16 protein-coding genes are annotated in these 16,946 nt (G+C 74.9%); 12 read left to right on the top strand and 4 right to left on the bottom strand.

The window, feature by feature from the left end; genetic code table 11:
* The first annotated feature begins 166 nt into the window (after window positions 1-166).
* The 8 genes from AB0399_RS04610 (at window position 167) to AB0399_RS04575 (ending at window position 8,021) form a co-directional block, all read left to right on the top strand.
* The gene (locus tag AB0399_RS04610; protein ID WP_329362645.1) at window positions 167-1,144 is read left to right on the top strand and encodes a lysylphosphatidylglycerol synthase domain-containing protein; all 978 of its coding nucleotides are present in this window, start codon (window positions 167-169) and stop codon (window positions 1,142-1,144) included.
* A gap of 266 nt (window positions 1,145-1,410) precedes the next feature.
* Window positions 1,411-2,688, top strand: coding sequence for a family 16 glycosylhydrolase (locus AB0399_RS04605; RefSeq protein ID WP_329362643.1), 1,278 nt, complete (start codon window positions 1,411-1,413; stop codon window positions 2,686-2,688).
* Window positions 2,688-4,058, top strand: a complete 1,371-nt coding sequence (locus tag AB0399_RS04600) for a ricin-type beta-trefoil lectin domain protein (protein WP_366410210.1) — start codon at window positions 2,688-2,690, stop codon at window positions 4,056-4,058. Before AB0399_RS04605 ends, AB0399_RS04600 begins: the two co-directional genes overlap by 1 nt.
* Before the next feature lie 120 nt (window positions 4,059-4,178).
* Window positions 4,179-5,033: a response regulator transcription factor gene (locus AB0399_RS04595; protein WP_366410209.1), complete on the top strand. Its 855-nt coding sequence runs from the start codon at window positions 4,179-4,181 to the stop codon at window positions 5,031-5,033.
* Window positions 5,030-6,502, top strand: coding sequence for a HAMP domain-containing sensor histidine kinase (locus AB0399_RS04590; RefSeq protein WP_329362637.1), 1,473 nt, complete (start codon window positions 5,030-5,032; stop codon window positions 6,500-6,502). The genes AB0399_RS04595 and AB0399_RS04590 overlap by 4 nt, the downstream gene beginning before the upstream one ends.
* A gap of 108 nt (window positions 6,503-6,610) precedes the next feature.
* Complete coding sequence (locus tag AB0399_RS04585; RefSeq protein WP_329362635.1) at window positions 6,611-7,063, top strand: hypothetical protein; 453 nt, start codon at window positions 6,611-6,613, stop codon at window positions 7,061-7,063.
* Window positions 7,060-7,287 carry a hypothetical protein gene (locus AB0399_RS04580; protein WP_366410208.1) on the top strand — a complete coding sequence of 76 codons (228 nt, stop codon included), beginning with the start codon at window positions 7,060-7,062 and terminating at the stop codon, window positions 7,285-7,287. The genes AB0399_RS04585 and AB0399_RS04580 overlap by 4 nt, the downstream gene beginning before the upstream one ends.
* 140 nt (window positions 7,288-7,427) lie before the next feature.
* Window positions 7,428-8,021, top strand: a complete 594-nt coding sequence (locus tag AB0399_RS04575) for a HAMP domain-containing sensor histidine kinase (RefSeq protein WP_366410207.1) — start codon at window positions 7,428-7,430, stop codon at window positions 8,019-8,021.
* A 26-nt stretch (window positions 8,022-8,047) separates the two neighbouring features.
* Here the strand turns inward: AB0399_RS04575 and AB0399_RS04570 are convergent, their stop codons facing one another.
* On the bottom strand, window positions 8,048-9,325 hold the full coding sequence (locus AB0399_RS04570) for an MFS transporter (protein WP_366410206.1): 1,278 nt from the start codon (window positions 9,323-9,325) through the stop codon (window positions 8,048-8,050).
* Window positions 9,326-9,407: 82 nt separating this feature from the next.
* On the opposite strand from AB0399_RS04570, the gene AB0399_RS04565 reads away from it, so the two are divergent.
* Window positions 9,408-10,184 carry a DeoR/GlpR family DNA-binding transcription regulator gene (locus AB0399_RS04565; RefSeq protein WP_366410205.1) on the top strand — a complete coding sequence of 259 codons (777 nt, stop codon included), beginning with the start codon at window positions 9,408-9,410 and terminating at the stop codon, window positions 10,182-10,184.
* A 60-nt stretch (window positions 10,185-10,244) separates the two neighbouring features.
* On the opposite strand, the gene AB0399_RS04560 is transcribed toward AB0399_RS04565, so the two are convergent.
* The gene (locus AB0399_RS04560) at window positions 10,245-11,942 is read right to left on the bottom strand and encodes a bifunctional 3'-5' exonuclease/DNA polymerase (RefSeq protein WP_366410204.1); all 1,698 of its coding nucleotides are present in this window, start codon (window positions 11,940-11,942) and stop codon (window positions 10,245-10,247) included.
* Between the two features lie 265 nt (window positions 11,943-12,207).
* The gene (gene trxA, locus AB0399_RS04555) at window positions 12,208-12,606 is read right to left on the bottom strand and encodes a thioredoxin (RefSeq protein ID WP_366410203.1); all 399 of its coding nucleotides are present in this window, start codon (window positions 12,604-12,606) and stop codon (window positions 12,208-12,210) included.
* A gap of 120 nt (window positions 12,607-12,726) precedes the next feature.
* Between trxA and AB0399_RS04550 the strand changes: the two genes are divergently transcribed.
* Window positions 12,727-12,984: a hypothetical protein gene (locus tag AB0399_RS04550; RefSeq protein ID WP_328472039.1), complete on the top strand. Its 258-nt coding sequence runs from the start codon at window positions 12,727-12,729 to the stop codon at window positions 12,982-12,984.
* A gap of 70 nt (window positions 12,985-13,054) precedes the next feature.
* On the opposite strand, the gene AB0399_RS04545 is transcribed toward AB0399_RS04550, so the two are convergent.
* Entirely contained in the window at window positions 13,055-14,479 is a 1,425-nt protein-coding gene (locus AB0399_RS04545; protein WP_366410202.1) for a citrate/2-methylcitrate synthase, read from the bottom strand.
* A gap of 105 nt (window positions 14,480-14,584) precedes the next feature.
* Between AB0399_RS04545 and AB0399_RS04540 the strand changes: the two genes are divergently transcribed.
* Together AB0399_RS04540 and AB0399_RS04535 are read left to right on the top strand one after the other, a co-directional pair.
* A complete protein-coding gene (locus AB0399_RS04540) occupies window positions 14,585-15,745 on the top strand; it encodes a citrate synthase/methylcitrate synthase (RefSeq protein ID WP_366410201.1) in 1,161 nt (386 codons plus the stop codon).
* Between the two features lie 175 nt (window positions 15,746-15,920).
* On the top strand, window positions 15,921-16,874 hold the full coding sequence (locus tag AB0399_RS04535; protein ID WP_329362618.1) for a zinc-binding dehydrogenase: 954 nt from the start codon (window positions 15,921-15,923) through the stop codon (window positions 16,872-16,874).
* Window positions 16,875-16,946: the final 72 nt, after the last annotated feature.

The following is a 16,946-nucleotide window of genomic DNA, read 5'->3' as shown; positions in this document are numbered from 1 at the left end:
GTTCGGGGGCGCCGGCGGCCGCATAGTCGTCCATTGCGGGGCGGCGAAGTCGTCCCGTCGGCTGATGTTCCCCGGCGCGTTGACCCAAGTGGCCCTGCGCGGGTAGGAGAGCGGGTCCGTGACGTCCTAGCCTGGACGTGCCGTCCCCACGCGCCGAGGAGCCGCCGTGTCCGTCGCACGCACCGATGGAGCCTTGTGGCAGCGCGCTTCCGTGCGTTCGACGGCGATGGTGCTGCCGCTCGCCGCCGTCGCGGTGCTGCTGGCCAGCAAGTGGACGCTCATCAACTCCGGGGCCGGGCAGCTCGGTTCCGCCGACGGCGAGTGGCTCGCGGTGGCCTGCCTGGCCGCGGTCATGACCTGGGTCTTCTCCGCCGTCGCGCTCCAGGGCGCGGTGCTGCGTCCGGTCCCGCCCGGGCGGTTGCTGGCCGCGCAGTTCGCCGCCTCGGCCGCCAACCACGTGCTGCCGGCCGGCGTCGGCGGCAACGCGGTGAACCTGCGGTTCCTGGTCCGGCGCGGGATGACCCCCACCGCCGCGCTGGCCGCCCTCGCGGTGCGCGCGGCGGCGGCCGTGGCCGGGCGGATCGTGCTGCTGCTGGTGGCGCTGCTGGTCTTCCCCGACGCGCTGCACATCCGGCGGGTGGTCTCCGGGCGGCCCGCGCTGCCGGACCACCCGGTGCTGCTCGCGGTCGGCGGCGGCGCCGCGCTGGCCGGGATCGTGCTGCTGCTGCGGTACGCCCGCAGGCTCGGCGCGCGGCTGCGCGGCTTCGTCGCCTCGGTCGCGCACGACGTGCGGGCGGTGCACCGCGACCGGTCCAGGGTGGCGGCCCTGTGGGGCGGTTCGCTCGCCTTCCCGATGATGCACGGCGCGGTGGTGGCCGCCGTGATCCGCGCGGTGCACGCGCCGGTGCCGGTCAGCGGGGTGATGGTGGCGTACCTGTGCGCGAGCACCGCGGCCGGCTGGCTGCCGACGCCGGCCGGGATCGGTTCGCTGGACGCGGCCCTCGCGCTGGCGCTGGTCACCGCCGGCGCCTCCGGGGTCGCCGCGACCTCGGCCGTGCTGGGATACCGCCTGCTCACCACGTGGCTGCCGCTCATTCCCGGTGCCGCCGTGCTCGCGGTGCTGGTACGCCGCGGGGAACTTTAAGGTACGGACCTTTGCCGTTTCTCTTGACGACTCACAGGTTCGCCATTTAAATCACGTCCTGAACTAAGACGTGGCGTAAGTCTTTCCGGGGTCTCGGTGGCCCCGTTCGCCCCGAGCGTTCCCCATGTTCCCCCCACAGCGTTTCCCCCAGCACGCGAGTGGCGTCCCTCGCCTCGCGCCCGGTCCCGGCCGACCGCGTGTCAGGGGCATGACCAAATCTGCCCGCTCGATCGCTGCCCCGCCCCCCACCGACCGAGGAGTCCGGCATGTCGGCACCACCCCGCACCCGGCGTATCCGTCCCTTCGCGCTGCTCGCCGTGGCCGCGCTGCTGCTGTTCGGCTGGCTCCAGCAGGCCGCCGCCGCGACGAGCGCGAGCAGTTCGGCCGCGCCCGCGGCGGCGTCCCCCGCCGCGGCCACCTTCACCGACGACTTCAACGGCCCGGCCGGAAGCGCCGTCGACAGCTCCAAGTGGGGCTACGAGACCGGCGACAACGTCGACAACCACGAGCGCGAGTACTACACCAGCGGCACCCAGAACGCGGCGCTCGACGGGCAGGGCGACCTGGTGATCACCGCCCGCAAGGAGAACCCGGCCAACTACCAGTGCTGGTACGGCACCTGCCAGTACACCTCGGCGCGGCTGTCCACCCCGCAGAAGTTCACCCAGGCGTACGGCCACTTCGAGACCCGGATGAAGCTGCCCCGCGGACAGGGCATGTGGCCCGCGTTCTGGCTGCTCGGCGACGACATCGGGTCGGTCGGCTGGCCGAACAGCGGTGAGATCGACATCATGGAGAACGTCGGCTTCGAGCCCGGCTCCGTGCACGGCACCATCCACGGCCCCGGCTACTCCGGCTCCAACGGCATCGGCGCCGGCTACACGCTGCCCGGCGGCCAGAGCTTCTCCGACGCCTTCCACACCTTCGCCGTCGACTGGGCGCCGAACTCGATCTCCTGGTCGGTGGACGGCCAGGTCTACGAGACCCGCACCCCCGCCGACCTCGGCGGCAACCGCTGGGTCTTCGACCACCCCTTCTACATCATCCTCAACCTCGCGGTCGGCGGGTACTGGCCCGGCGACCCCGACGGCAGCACCTCCTTCCCGCAGCAACTCGTCGTGGACTACGTCCACGTCACCACCAGCGACTCCTCCGGCGGCGGCACCGGCGGCGCCATCACCGGCATCGGCGGCAAGTGCGTCGACGTGACCGGCGCGAACAACGCCAACGGCACGCCCGTCGAGCTCTACGACTGCAACGGCACCGGCGCCCAGCAGTGGACCTCCACCGGCGGCACCCTCCAGGCGCTCGGCAAGTGCCTGGACGTGACCGCGGCCGGCACCGCCGACGGCACACCCGTGCAGCTCTACGACTGCAACGGCACCGCGGCCCAGCAATGGGTGGTCAACAGCGCCCACGACATCGTCAACCCGGCGGCGAACAAGTGCCTGGACGCCACCGGGAACAGCTCCGCCAACGGCACCAGGTTGCAGATCTGGACCTGCACCGGCGCCGCCAACCAGAAGTGGACGTACACGGGCTGATGCGGAAGACCACCGGAATCCTCGCCGGCGCGGCGCTCGCCGCCGGCGCGCTGAGCACCCTCGGCCCGGCCCAGAGCGCGTTCGCGGCCACCGGCGCCATCACCGGCTACGGCGGCAAGTGCGTGGACGTCGCCTCGGCGAGTTCGGCCAACGGCACCGCGGTGCAGCTCTACGACTGCAACGGCACCACCGCACAGAGTTGGACCGTCGGCTCCGACAACTCCCTCCAGGCGCTGGGCAAGTGCATGGACGTCACCGCCGCCGGCACCGCCGACGGCACGCCGGTGCAGCTCTACGACTGCAACGGTTCCGCCGCCCAGCAGTGGACCGCGAGCAACGGCGCACTCGTCAACACCGGCTCCGGCAAGTGCCTGGACGCCACCGGCCCGAGCTCCGCCAACGGCACCCGGCTGCAGATCTGGACCTGCGCCGGGTCCGCCAACCAGAAGTGGACGCTGCCCACCGGCGGCGGCACCACCCCACCGCCCGCGAGCGGCGTCCAGGCGGTCGCCCCCTACCTGTACAACGGCTGGGGCAACCCGCCCGACCCGACCACGATCATGAACGCCACCGGCGTGAAGTGGTTCACCCTCGCCTTCGTACTCAGCAACGGCACCTGCAACCCCCAGTGGGACGGCAGCCGTTCACTCACCGGCGGGGTCGACCAGAGCACCATCGACAAGGTGCGCGCGGCCGGCGGCGACGTCGTCCCGTCCTTCGGCGGCTACAGCGGCAACAAGCTGGAGCAGTCCTGCACCAGCGCGAGCGCGCTCGCCGGGGCCTACCAGAAGGTGATCAGCGCCTACGGCCTGAAGGCGATCGACATCGACATCGAGGCCGACGCCTACAGCAACGGCACCGTCCAGCAGCGGGTGGTCGACGCGCTCAAGACCGTCAAGGCGGACAACCCGGGGCTGACCGTCTACGTCACCATCGGCACCGGCCAGTCGGGCCCCGACACCGGACTGATCAACAAGGCCGCCGCCTCCGGCCTGACCGTCGACGCGTGGACCATCATGCCGTTCGACTTCGGCGGCGCCGGACAGAACATGGGCACCCTCACCGAGCAGGCCGCGGACGGGCTGAAGAACGCCCTGAAGAGCGCCTACGGCTACAGCGACGACGTGGCGTACCGGCACAGCGGCATCTCGTCGATGAACGGCATCACCGACAACAACGAGACGGTCACCCTGGACGACTTCCGCACCATCCTCGGCTACGCCCAGGCCCACCACCTGGCCCGGCTGACCTTCTGGTCCGCCAACCGCGACCGGCCGTGCCCCGGCGCGTACCCCAACGACGACACCTGCTCCGGAGTGTCCCAGCAGCCCTGGGACTTCACCCGCATCCTCGCGCAGTACGCGGGGTGAGGCCCCGCGTACCGGGCTCCGACGGCGGACGCCCGGTACGCGGCTTCCCGCTCCCCGGCGTGCGGTCCCGGCCCGTGCGATGCGACCATGACCGCTGCCGGATAGCGGAGGGTCGTTCGGATGAGCGGGACAGCGGCAGACGGAAGCGGCAGGGACGCGTCCGGGGCGGACGCGTACGGTACGGGCCGCGGCGGGACGGGCCCGGGTGGCGGTGAGGGCGGGGCACCGACCGGGCGGGTCCTGGTGGTGGACGACGACGCGGCGATCCGCCGCTCGCTCGGCCGCGCGCTGCGGCTGCGCGGTTTCACCGTCGCCGAGGCGGGCGGCGGAGCGGAGGCGATCGAACTGCTCGCACGCACGCCACCGGACCTGCTGGTGCTGGACATCTCCATGCCCGAGGTGGACGGCATCCAGGTCTGCCGCACGCTGCGCGGTGCCGGCAACGACCTGCCGGTGCTGGTGCTGTCCGCCCTCGACGAGGTCGCCGACCGCGTCGCCGGGCTCCAGGCCGGCGCCGACGACTACCTGGTCAAGCCGTTCGCGCTGGAGGAACTGGTGCTGCGGCTGCACGCGTTGCTGCGCCGCCGCCCCCCTCGCCCCGACGACCAGGTGTGTGCCTGCGGCCTCGTCCTGGACCCCGCCGCCCGCACCGCCAGCCGCGACGGTACCGCGCTCGACCTGACCCGCCGGGAGTTCGAACTCCTCGAAGTGCTTGCCCGCAACCACGGCCTGGTGCTCACCCGCGACCAACTCCTCGACCGTGTCTGGGGCTACGACTTCGCGGTCCGCTCCGACGCCGTCGACACCTTCGTCAGCTATCTGCGGCGCAAGCTGGAGGCCGGCGGGCGGCCGCGCATCCTGCACACGGTCCGCGGAGTCGGCTTCGTGCTGCGCGCTGACGCGGCGGGCCCGGACGAACCGGGGGGCGGGCACGGCGGGGACGTCGCCGGTGCCGGGCGGGACGCCGGCCGGTGAGGCTGTCCACGAGGATCGCCGTGGCGGTCGGCCTCCTCGTCCCGGTGCTGGTGATCTCCTCCGGCTGGATCATGGTGCGGCTGGTGGCGGGCGACATCCACCGGCAGGCCGACGCGCACCTGCGGCAGCGTGCCGCCGACGTCGAACCGCAGGCCCGCGACCTGCTGCGGGCGATGGCCAACGACCGTCCGCCCGATGTCGAGGAGGCCCGCAGCCGCAAGCTGTTCAGCTCCGCGCTCGACGTCGGCATCCGGGTCACCGGCTCCGGCGGCACCGTCTCCGGCGGCCCGCAGCCGGCCGGCTCCGCGCCGCTGCCGTCCGCCGCGAGCGCCGCCGGCCCCGTCACCGTGCGGGCCGGCGGCCAGAGTTGGCGGGTGCTCGCCGTGCCCGTGCGCGGAGTGCGCGCCGCCGCGTCCGGCACGCTGTGGGTCTTCAGCAGCGACACCGCGGGCCAGGCGCAGATCGGTCAGGTGCGACGCCGTGTCCTCACCGTGGCGCTGCTGACCGCACCCGTCGCCGGCGCCGCGGCCTGGTTCGCCGCCACCCGGCTCGCCCGCCCGCTGCTGCTCCTCCAGCGCCGCGCCGCCGGGATCGACCCCCGGGCCCGCACCGCGCGGCTCGACCACACCCCCACCCGGGTGCCCGAGATCGACGACCTCGCCCGCACCCTCACGACCGTATTGGCCCGGTACGACGAGCAGGCCGCCCGCAGCAGTGAAGCCCTCGCCACAGCCCGTACGTTCGCTGCCAACGCCTCGCACGAGTTGCGCACGCCGCTGATGAGCATGCGCATCAACCTGGACGTGCTCGACGGCACGCCCGCGCCGGGTGCGGCCGAGCGCGCCGAGATCGTCGCCGATCTGCGTGCCGAGCACGAACGGCTGCTCGGGCTGCTCGTCATGTTGCGTGCCCTCGCGGACGGCGACCTGGTCGAGGCCGGGTCCTTCGGCTGCGTCGATCTCGCCGAGGTGGTCGGCGCCGCCGTCGCCGACCTGCGCCGTACCCACCCGGCCGCGCGGGTCACCCTCGACCTCGCGCCCGGCTGCGCGGTGTACGGCTGGCCGCAGGGACTGCGCTCCGCGGTCGACAACCTCCTCACCAACGCGGCCGTGCACGGCCGCGGAGGGGACGGCACCGCGGCCGTCGAGGTCCTGCTGCGGCCGTCCGCCGACCGGGCCACGGTCCGCCTCACCGTCGCCGACCACGGTCCCGGCATACCCCCGGCGGCCCGTGCCGACGTCTTCCGCCGCTTCCACCGCCGCCCCGGCAGCCCCGGCTCCGGCCTCGGTCTGGCGCTGGTCGGCCAGCAGGCGGCGCTGCACAGCGGCACCGTGGCCGCGGCGGGCCGCCCCGACGGGCGCCCGGGCACCGCCATCGTCCTCGACCTGCCCGCCGGTGCCGCGGGTGACGCGGACACCCTCGTCCTGCCCCGCCGCCGGGACTGGCTCTCCGGCCCGCCGCCCGCCTGACGTCCCCGCGGGAGCGGGCGCCGGACGGCCACATGGTTTCCACAAAAAGCCTTCCTACGGTGACCGCGCCGGCGGGCGAAGGGCCCGCGGAGCGAAGGGAGCAGGACGATGCGCAGGTTCCGCAGCGCGGTCACGGCGACCGCGGCGATGGCGGCGGTGCTCGGGGCGGCGGGAAGCGCGGCGGCGGACACCGGAAGCGGGGCGACGCCCGGTGCCACGTCGAGCACTTCGGCCGGGACGGGAGCCACCAAGGGCGCGGGCGGTTCCAGGGACGGGGCGGTGCGCCTCTGCAAGCGCGTGCCGGCCATCGACGCCCGGATCGACCGCGCGCTGGCCCGCCTCAACGGCCCGGCCACGAAGCGCGGTTCGGTCGCCCGCTTGCAGAAGCGGGTGAGTGCCGCGCAGAGCAAGGGCCAGACGGCCGTGGAGACCTACCTCAACGACAGGCTGACGTTCCGCAAGTCGCTGGTGCCGACCCTGACCCAGCGCAGCAGCGACCTCGACGCCGTGCGGACCTGGTGCGGCGCACAGGGGTACGCCTCGAAGCCGGCAGCGAAGTGACCGCGCGCAAAGGGGCGTTGGCGGCACTGCCCGCGGTCGTTCTGGGAGCCGCTCTGCTGGCGGGGTGCGGGCAGCACGACCACGCGGCCGCCCCCGGCGCGTCCGGCACGGCATCGGCTCCGCCCGCGCCGTCCGCGTCCGAACTGGCCCACATGCGCAAGCTCGTGGACGGTGCGGACGCCGCGGCCTCGGCTGCCGAGAAGGACGCGGCCGGCGACAACTGACGGCCCGGCCGGCAACCCACCGGCTGCCGGCCCCCGTCACTGCCCCCGATGAGTTTCCGCCGGTCCGGCGGTCTGCCTTCCGTGGGCCGGGCCGGATACGGCCGAGGGCACGGCGGCGACGTCAGGAAAGGACGGGCGGCGTGGGCGTGGCGCGGCTCCAGTCGCTCACCTCCGACATGCTGTTGCCGGCCCGGCTCGACGCCCGCGAACCGCCGCGCACGCAGGAGGCGGACCTCGCACAGCTCGTCGCGGAGGAGGCCGCGCGCCGCCGCCCGCGGCTGGACGTGCGGGTCACCCTCGACCTCACCCCGGAGGTCCCCGTGCGGGGCTCGCCTGAGCAGGTGCGCCGCCTGGTGGCGAACCTCGTGGACAACGCCGTCCGGTACGCGGCCACGGAGGTGGGCGTCGCCCTCGGCAGGTCCGGGACCCGGGCCGTGCTGGACGTCACCGACGACGGCCCCGGCATCCCGCCGGAGCATCACGCCATCGTCTTCGACCGGTTCGCCCGTCTCGATCACGCCCGCCGGCGTGACACCGGCGGCTCCGGCCTGGGCCTGTCCATCGCACGGGACATCGCGACCGCGCACGACGGCAGCCTCGTGGTGGTGCCGCACGCGCAAGGCGCCCACCTGCGGGCGGAGTTCCCGATGCCGGCCCGCGCGGCGTCCGGAGCTGAGCCGGGCGGAGGTGAGCTGCGGGGACGTGAGCCGGGTGGGCGTGAAGCGTGGACGTGAGCCGGGCGGGCGGGACCCGCGTGGTGCTACGGGGCCGCCGTTCGGGTAGCGGGGGCGGTCGGCGCCTGGGCGGGCCGGTCCGGGGTGGCCGCCTCGGGCGGGGTGCGCAGCGAGCCGGCCGCGGCCGCGGCCACCGCGCACAGCACCAAGGGCAGCAGGAACGCCACGTTGAGGGGGACGATCCGGGTCAGCGCGCCGATGGCCGCCGGGCCGGCGAGCATGCCGAGGTAGCCGAGCCCGGCCACCCGGGAGACGTTGGCGCCCGCGGCTTCGTGGTCCGCGTGGCCCGCCACGCTGAAGAGCTGGGGCACGCACCCCGACAGGCCGATGCCGAACACCGTCCAGCCGACGAGCGCCAGTGCGATCCAGGGCGAGCAGACGACCGCGACCATCCCGACCGCCGCCGTGCCCGCGCCCCACCGGACCACCGCGACCGGGCCGAACCGCCCCGCCACCCGGTCGGTGAGCAACCGTCCGGCCGTCATGGCCGTGGCGAAGCAGCCGTAGGCGAAGGCGGCGGTGGCCGGCGACGCGTGCAGGACGTCGCGGGTGGCCAGCACGCTCCAGTCGTTGGCGGCGCCCTCGGAGAGCATGACCATCAAGGCGAGCGCGGCCAGCAGCCAGATCCGCCCGGGCACCCGGCGCCGGGTCCGCTTCGCGGCGGCAACGGTGCCGGTCCCGCCCGCGTCGGGGGCCGGCGCACCCGTATCCGCGCCGGGTGCCTGCGCTTCCGCAGTCGCGGCCTGCTGCCGGGGCAGCAGCGCGGGCGCGACCAGCAGGGCGGCGACCAGGCACACCCCGGCGGTACCGCTCAGCGTGGCCGGCGCGCTCCAGCCCCAGCCGAGCGTGCGGGCGCCGACCAGCGACGCGGCCACCCCGCCGAGCGAGAACACCGCGTGGAACGAGGACATCACCGGCCGCCCGTAGCCGCGCTCCACCTGGACGGCGTGCGCGTTCATGCCGACGTCCAGGCAGCCGTTGCCGAAGCCGAGGACGAGCAGCGCCGCGCCGAGCGCCCATCCGCTGGTGGCCGTGCCCGGCAGGGCGACCGCCGCCGCGCACAGCGCCGCGCTGACCGGGACGACCCGGCGCGCGCCGAACCGGTCGGCGAGCGGGCCGACCAGCTGCATCCCGGCGAACGCCCCCGCGCCCAGCAGGAGCAGCAGTGAGCCGAGCACGGCGTGGCTGATGCCCGCGCGCTGCTCGATCGCCGGGATGTGGACGACCCACATCCCCAGGACGAACCCGTTCAGGGCGAAGTACGCGAAGGTGGCCGCCCGGGCGGCACGAAGGGTTCGCTGCATGGCCGCGAACATAACAAACATTCTGTGTGTTCGTCACTGCCGATATCGCACACCAATTTTGTTCGTGGTGTTCAATGGGGGCATGGCAAGCAGCGAGCGACACCGGCAGATCGTCGAGGCGGTACGAGCGGAGGGCCGGCTGGGCGTCGCCGAACTGGCCGCCCTGACCGGCGCCTCGGAGATGACCGTCCGCCGGGACCTGGAGATCCTCGCGGGGCAAGGCGTCCTGGAGCGCTACCGGGGAGGCGCCCGCAGCCTGCTGCTGCGCGGCGAGGAACCGCCGTTCGCGCTCCGGGAGACCGAGAGCCGCGCGGTCAAGCAGCGGATCGCGGCCGAGGTCGCCGCGCTCGTCGCCGACGGCGAGACCGTCGTGCTCGACAGCGGCACCACCTGCCTGGAGGTGGCGCGGGTCCTTCAGCAGCGGCGGCTCACCGTGATGCCGCTGTCCCTGCACGCGGCCAACGCGCTGACCGGCGCGGCGCGGCTCCGGCTGATCATCCCCGGGGGCGAGCCCCGCCCCGGCGAACTCGCCCTGACCGGCCCGCTCACCGAGTCGGCCCTGGCCGCACTCCGCTTCGACACCGCCGTGCTCGGCTGCTGCGGGCTGAGCGCCGCCGACGGGCTCACTGCCTACGACCTCGCAGAGGCCGCCGTGAAGCGTGCCGCGATCGCCTCCGCCCGCCGGGTGATCGCGGTCGCCGACGCCGCCAAGTTCTCCCGTACCGCCCTCGCCTTCGTCGTACCGGTCACCGCGCTGCACACCGTCGTCACCGACGACCGCGCCCCGCAGGACGAACTGTCGGCCCTGACCACGGCCGGCGTGACCGTCCGCACGGTCCCCGCCACTCCCACCGCCTGACCTCTGGCGTCGGGGTCGGGCGGTGGGGGTGGCGGGACGCGAACCCGCTGCTCCGGGGCGCTACTTCGCGTCCGCATAGCACTCGACCGCGAGGGTCTCCAGCGGGAACGGCACCGGGGTCGGGCCGAACACCAGGCGGCGGGCCTCGTCGCCGGCAGCGGCGACGGCCGACTCGACGGCGGGAGCGAGTTCGGTGGGGGCGTGGACGATGACCTCGTCGTGCTGGAAGAAGACCAGACGCGGCTCGGGGCCGATCGCGGTGAGCCGGCGGCGGAGCGCGGCGAGCATGGCCAGCGCCCAGTCCGAAGCGCTGGCCTGGATCACGAAGTTGCGGGTGAAGCGCCCCCAGGAGCGGGCGGCGCGCTGATCGAGGGCGGAGGCGTCACCCGGGTCGGCGGCCTCCCCGGCGAAGCCGCCTTCCGTGTCGATGAAGCGACTTGCCGAGGGCGTGGGCGAGGTACGGCCGAGCTGGGAGCGTACGACGCCGCCCGCCTCGCCGGTGCGGGCCGCGGCCTCCACCAGGGCGAGCGCGGCGGGGAAACGGCGCCGCATCACCGCGAGGAGCTGCCCGGCCTCGCCACTGGTCTGCCCGTACATCGCCGCGAGCAGGGCGATCTTGGCGCGTGGCCGGTCACCGGCGAAGGCGTCCAGGGCGAGCGCCGCGTAGAGGTCACCGGCGGCGGAGGCCCTGGCGAGCCCCGGGTCGCCGGACATCGCGGCCAGCACCCGCGGTTCGAGCTGGCCGGCGTCCGCCACGATCAGCCGGTACCCCGGGTCGGCGACCACCGCGCCCCGCAGCAGCCGCGGGATCTGCAGCGCGCCGCCGCCGCGTGTCGCCCACCGCCCCGACACCACCCCGCCGACCACGTACTCCGCCCGGAACCTGCCCGCCCGCACCCACGCCTCGCGCCACGCCCAGCCGTGCGCGGCGTGGATACGGGACAGCTCCTTGTAGCGCAGCAGCAGGGCGGCGGCGGGGTGGCCGACCTCGCGCAGTTCGTGCGAGCGGGTGGTGCGCAACTGGACGCCGACCCGGGCGAAGGCGGGCAGCACCTGGGCGGGGGAGTCGGGGTTGACCGGGCGGCCCAGCTCCTGCTGGATGCGCAGCGCGAGGTCACCGAGGATCGCGGGGCGGGCGCCGCCGGCCGGGCGCGGGCCGAGCAGGCCGGTGAGGAGTTCGTCGTGGACGGCCGCGCTCCACGGCAGGCCGTCCTGGCCCATCTCCACCGCGGCCAGCGCGCCCGCGGACTCCGCGGCGCACAGCAGCAGGGTGCGGTCCGGGTGCTCACTCGCCGCGATCCGGCGCCGCTGGTCGGCGTAGACGGCGGTCAGGGCCGTCAACGGGTCGGTGTCCTGCGGCAGATGGTGCCGGTCGGCCGCGAACAGCACCGGCTGGTCGTCGGCGCCCGGCTCGGGCGCGTCCGGCGGCTCGGGCAGGTCCCGCAGCCGCGCCCACGCGGCGCCGAGCGACCGCGGCCGGCCGTGCTGCCCCGCCATCCCCAGCAGCAGCGACTCGACGAGCTTCACGTCATGGCACCGCGCCGGCCGCACCGCGGCGCGCTCCAGCAGCCGCGGATACATCTCGTCGGTGGCCGCCCACACCCAGCGCGGCCGCTCGGCCGCCTCGCGCCGCGCCATCGCGGCGGCCAGATCGGGGGCCGTCTCGCCGGCCCCGACCGGCCGCCCGTCCGGGCCGAGCGGGCACAGCCGACCACCGGACCCCACCGGGTCCGGCACCACCGCCACCACGCTTTCCATACCCCGACCCTAGGTGCGACCTCTGACAATTCCCGCCGCCCGCGCGGGCGGCGGCTCCGGCCGCCGCGGCCGGACAGCGAACGGTGCCCCTCCCCCGCGGAGGGGAGAGGGGCACCCGGGGTCGATGGGGAGCACGGCTCGGGCAGGGCGGAAGGCGCCGAAGCGCCGTCCCGGTCGGCGTCATTCCGTCCGCATCAGCTCGGCACCCGCTCGGCACCCTGCCGACCGGTCCGGCCACACCGACGGTTCCCGCCGCGGCCGCGGGCTACGCGGAAGCGCCGCCCGCCGCGTCGCCGGCCTCGCCGGCCTGCGCGTCGGCGACCGCTTTGTGCACCTCGCCCATGTCCAGCGCGCGGGCCTGCGCGATGACGTCCTCGAGCGCCGGCTCGGGCAGCGCGCCGGGCTGGGCGAAGACCGCCACCTTGTCGCGCACGATCATCAGCGTGGGGATCGACTGGATCTGGAAGGCGGCGGCCAGCTCCGGCTGCGCCTCCGTGTCGACCTTCGCGAAGATCAGGTCGCCGTGCTTCTCCGACGCCTTGTCGTACACAGGCGCGAACATCCGGCACGGTCCGCACCAGGCGGCCCAGAAGTCGATGAGGACGAAGTCGTTGTCGGACACGACCTCGTCGAAGTTCTCCTTGGTCAGCTCCACAGTGCTCATGCCAGGAGAACGGGCGGTGCCCGCCGGAAATTCCGGGTCCGCGCGGTGCCGTTGTCACTCGTTCGTGTGCCGCGCCCGCCGCCGCAGTGGCGCACCTGACTTGTCCTCGTTGATCGGCGTATGGCAGCAACGAAGTGGATTCGCCAGGATCTCACGGTCAGCGGCACCGCCGCGGCCCCGCCCACCGGGGCGCCGGCGGCCTGGCGGTCGGGAAACGCTCCCGCCCCCGGTGGCGTAACGGTTCTGCAGGCGCGCGACGCGCCCCTCTTCGCCGCCCTGGTCGCCCAATGGCAGTCCGCCGGCCGCATGGTGCCCGGCCAGACGGACTCGGAGTGGGCCGAACTCGTCGGCCGCGTCCCCCGCCTCACCGGCGTCTGAACCGGGCGACACGGCCGACCCTCACGTCCTCCCGGCCCGGTCAGTCCTGGCCCGGTCAGTCCCGGCCCCGTCAGTCCTGGCCGGCCCGGGGGAGGGGGCGTCCGGGCCGCGGGCCGGTGTAGGCGCCGATCAAGCGCATGCGCAGCGGGGGCTCGGCGTACTCCTCCAAGGCGTGGGCGATCCATCCGGCGGTACGGGCGACCGCGAACACGGTCTCGCCCGCCTGCGCCGGCATCCCGTGGGAGACGGAGAGCACGCCCAACGCCAGGTCCACGTTGGCGTGCAGGTCGCGGTGGCGGGCCGCGGTCGTCGCGACCACGTCGCGGGCCGCGCCGAGCGCGGACGCGGCGGCGGGCACCTCGTCGAGCAGCGCGAACAGGGTACGGGCCCGGGGGTCCTCGCCCCGGTAGAGCCGGTGGCCGAGGCCGGGAACGCGCTGCCCGGCCCGCAGGTACTCCGCGACGACCGGACCCGCGCCGCCCTGCGCCGCGACCTCGGCGAGCATCCGGTGGGCGAGCGCGCTGGCCTGCCCGTGCAGCGGCCCGTCGAGGGCGCCGAGCCCTGCCGAGACGACGGCGTACGGGTGCGCGCGGGCCGAGGCGGCGACCCGTGCCGCGAGGGTGGACGCGGCCAGGTCGTGGTCGATGAGCAGCGAGAGCGCGGTGTCCAGGACGCGCAGCGCCGCCTCGCCGGCGGGGGCCGCGGTCAGCTTCGGCCACAGCCGCAGGGCCAGCGGGCCGTCGCCTTCGTGGGGGCGGCCGACCGGCGGCAGCGCGTCCACCAGCGTCGCGATCAGGCTGCGCGCGGTGCCCAGGACGGCCGGCCCGGACAGGTCGAAGCGCAACGGGTCCGCGCTCGCCGCCGCCGCGACTGCCACCCGCAGCCGGTCCATCGGACCGCTCCCGGCGGGCAGCGCGCCGGCCACCGTACGGGCCGCGGCGAGCGGCGCCGGGGCGGCGGTGAAGCGTGTGCCGGGCCGCAGCACCCCCGTCCACAGCCACTCCGCGACCTCCTCGTAGCCGTACGTCCCGGCGAGGCCGACCGCGTCGACGCCCCGGAAGAAGTACCGGTCGGAGTCGATCAGGGTGATCTCGGTGCGCAGCCGGCCCCAGCCTTCGGTGATGCCGCCGCCCGCAGCCGCGCCGGGGCCCGATCCCGCCGCCGGGTCCGGCTGCGCCGCGGGTCGCCCGCGCCTGGCCAGCGCCGCGACCTGCTCCGGGTCGAAGGTGCTGCCCCGGCCGCCCTGCGCGCGGCGGCTGTCCAGCAGCCCGCGGCTGACGTACGCGTACAGCGTCTCCGGCTTCACCCCGAGCCGCCGTGCCGCCTCCCGGGTGCCGATCCGCTCCTCCGTGGCCGGACCGCCCAGGAGGCCGCTCACTGCGTCGGTCGGGTCCGGGGCGGCGCCCCCGCCCGTCCTGTCGACGCTCTCCGCGCTGTCCGTGCCCGCGTCCCGCGGCCCCGGCCGTCCTGCCTGCTCCGGCTGCTCCCTCGTCATGGACCCACCGTATCTGTACTCGACCACCCATCGTATTGATTCAATCAACATTGACACTCCTGAATCAATCATGGACAGTCACGTACATACCCAAGGAGGAAGACCATGCCGACCACCGAGCCCAGCGCCCCGATCGACGTACCCCGCGGTCTCAAGGGCGTCGTCGTCACCGAGACATCCATCGGCGACGTGCGAGGGGCCGAAGGCTTCTACCACTACCGCGAGTACTCGGCGGTGGAGCTGGCGGGCACCCGCACCTTCGAGGACGTGTGGCACCTGATGTTCCACGGCGCGCTCCCGGACGCGGCGGAGCTGGCCGCGTTCCGGGCCCGCACGGCGGAGCTGCGGCACCTGCCCGCCGACGTCGCGGACGCGCTGCCCGCGATCGCCCGCTCCACGGCGCTGTCCGGGCCGCTCGCGGGACTGCGCACCGCGCTGTCGCTGGCGGGGGCGTCCGCCGGGTTCCGCCCGGTGTACGACATCGACCCCGAACGCCGCCGGGCCGACGCCCTGGCCGCGTGCGCCGCCGTACCCACGCTGGTGACGGCCTTGCACCGGCTCGGGCAGGGCCTGGCGCCGGTCGAGCCGCGCGACGACCTGCCGTACGCGGCGAACTACCTGTACATGCTGACCGGGCGGGAGCCGGAGGCGGCCCAGGCGCGGGCGGTGGAGAGCTATCTGATCTCCACCGTCGACCACGGCTTCAACGCGTCCACGTTCACCGCGCGGGTGATCGCCTCCACCGGTGCGGACCTGGCCGCCTGCCTGGTCGGCGCCCTGGGCGCGCTGTCGGGGCCGCTGCACGGCGGCGCTCCGAGCAGGGCGCTCGACACCCTGGACGCGATCGGCACCCCGGACCGGATCGACGACTGGCTGCGCGAGCGGGTGCTCGCCGGCGACCGGATCATGGGGTTCGGCCACCCCGTGTACACCACCGAGGACCCGCGTTCGCGGATGCTCAAGGCCATCGCGCGCGAATTCGGCGGTGACCTGGTCGACTTCGCCCTCCAGGTGGAGGAGCGGGCCGAGGCGATACTCGCCGAGCTGAAGCCGGGCCGCGACCTGCACATCAACGTCGAGTTCTACGCCGGTGTGGTCATGGAGCTGTGCGGACTGCCCCGGGAGATGTTCACGCCGACCTTCGCGGCCGCCCGGATGGTCGGCTGGAGCGCCAACGTGCTGGAGCAGGCGGAGGACAGCAAGATCATCCGCCCGCTGGCCCGCTATGTGGGTCCGCCGCCCGCGCGCCCGGTGCCGGCCGCCTGAGCGGTCCGCCCAGCCGACCGCCGACCGCCGACCGCCGGCCGATCGGCGGATGGGCGGCGACATCCGGGCGACACCCGGGCGCCCCGGGTGCGGCACATACCGACCAGTCGGTAGTCTCTGGGGTCGAGGTTCCCGTCACCCGGCGGGCACCGCCCCACCCGGAGGAGTGGCGACCGTGCGCGCGATCCAGATCACCGAGTTCGGCGGCCCCGAGGTGCTGCGCCTCACCGAACTGCCCGACCCCGTCCCGCAGCCCGGACAGCTCCTGATCGAGGTCGACTCCGCGGGCGTCAACTACGCCGACACCCACACCGTCGAGAACAGCTACCTGGCGGCCTCCTCGCTGCCGATGGTGCCCGGCGCGGAGGTGGTCGGCCGTACCGCCGACGGCCGGCGGGTCGTCGCCCTCACCGACAACGGCGGCTACGCGGAGAAGGCGCTCGTGGCCGACCGCCTCGCCCACGACGTGCCCGACGGCGTCGGCGACGGGCAGGCCCTCGCCCTGGTCATCCAGGGCGTGACCGCCTGGCACCTGCTGCGCACCTGCGCGCGGCTCGCCCCCGGCGAGAGCGTCGTGGTGCACGCGGCGGCCGGCGGCACCGGTTCACTGGCGGTGCAGCTCGCCAAGGAGTTCGGCGCCGGCCGGGTGATCGCCACCGCGTCCACCGAGGAGAAGCGGGCGCTCGCCCTGGAACTGGGCGCCGACACGGCCGTCGACGCCGACCCGCGGGACCTCAAGGAGCGCCTGGTGGAGGCGAACGGCGGCCACAAGGTCGACGCCGTCCTGGAGATGACCGGCGGCCCGGTCTTCGACGCCTCGCTGGCGGCGCTCGCCCCCTTCGGCCGCCTGGTGACCTACGGCATGGCCTCGCGCGTCCCGCCGACCCCGATCGAGCCCGCCCGGCTGATGGGCCGCTCGCGGGCCGTCATCGGCTTCTGGCTCGCGCACTGCCTCGGCCGCCCCGGCATGTACCACGAGCCGCTCGACGAGCTGCTCGCCATGACCGCCGAGGGCCGGCTGCGCCCCCTGATCGGCGCGGTCCACCCGCTGGCCGACGCCGCCCGCGCCCACGAGGACCTGCGGGCCCGCCGCACCACCGGCAAGCTCGTCCTCGACGTGCGCGCCTGACCCCTGGGGCGTGGGTCGTAGCCCGTCCGGAGCACCGCTGTGGGCAAGACCACCCGAATGCCGTGGTGGAAG

This window comes from Streptomyces sp. NPDC088194 (assembly GCF_040702025.1).
GTDB lineage: Bacteria > Actinomycetota > Actinomycetes > Streptomycetales > Streptomycetaceae > Actinacidiphila.
This window is presented reverse-complemented; position numbering and strand designations above follow the sequence as displayed.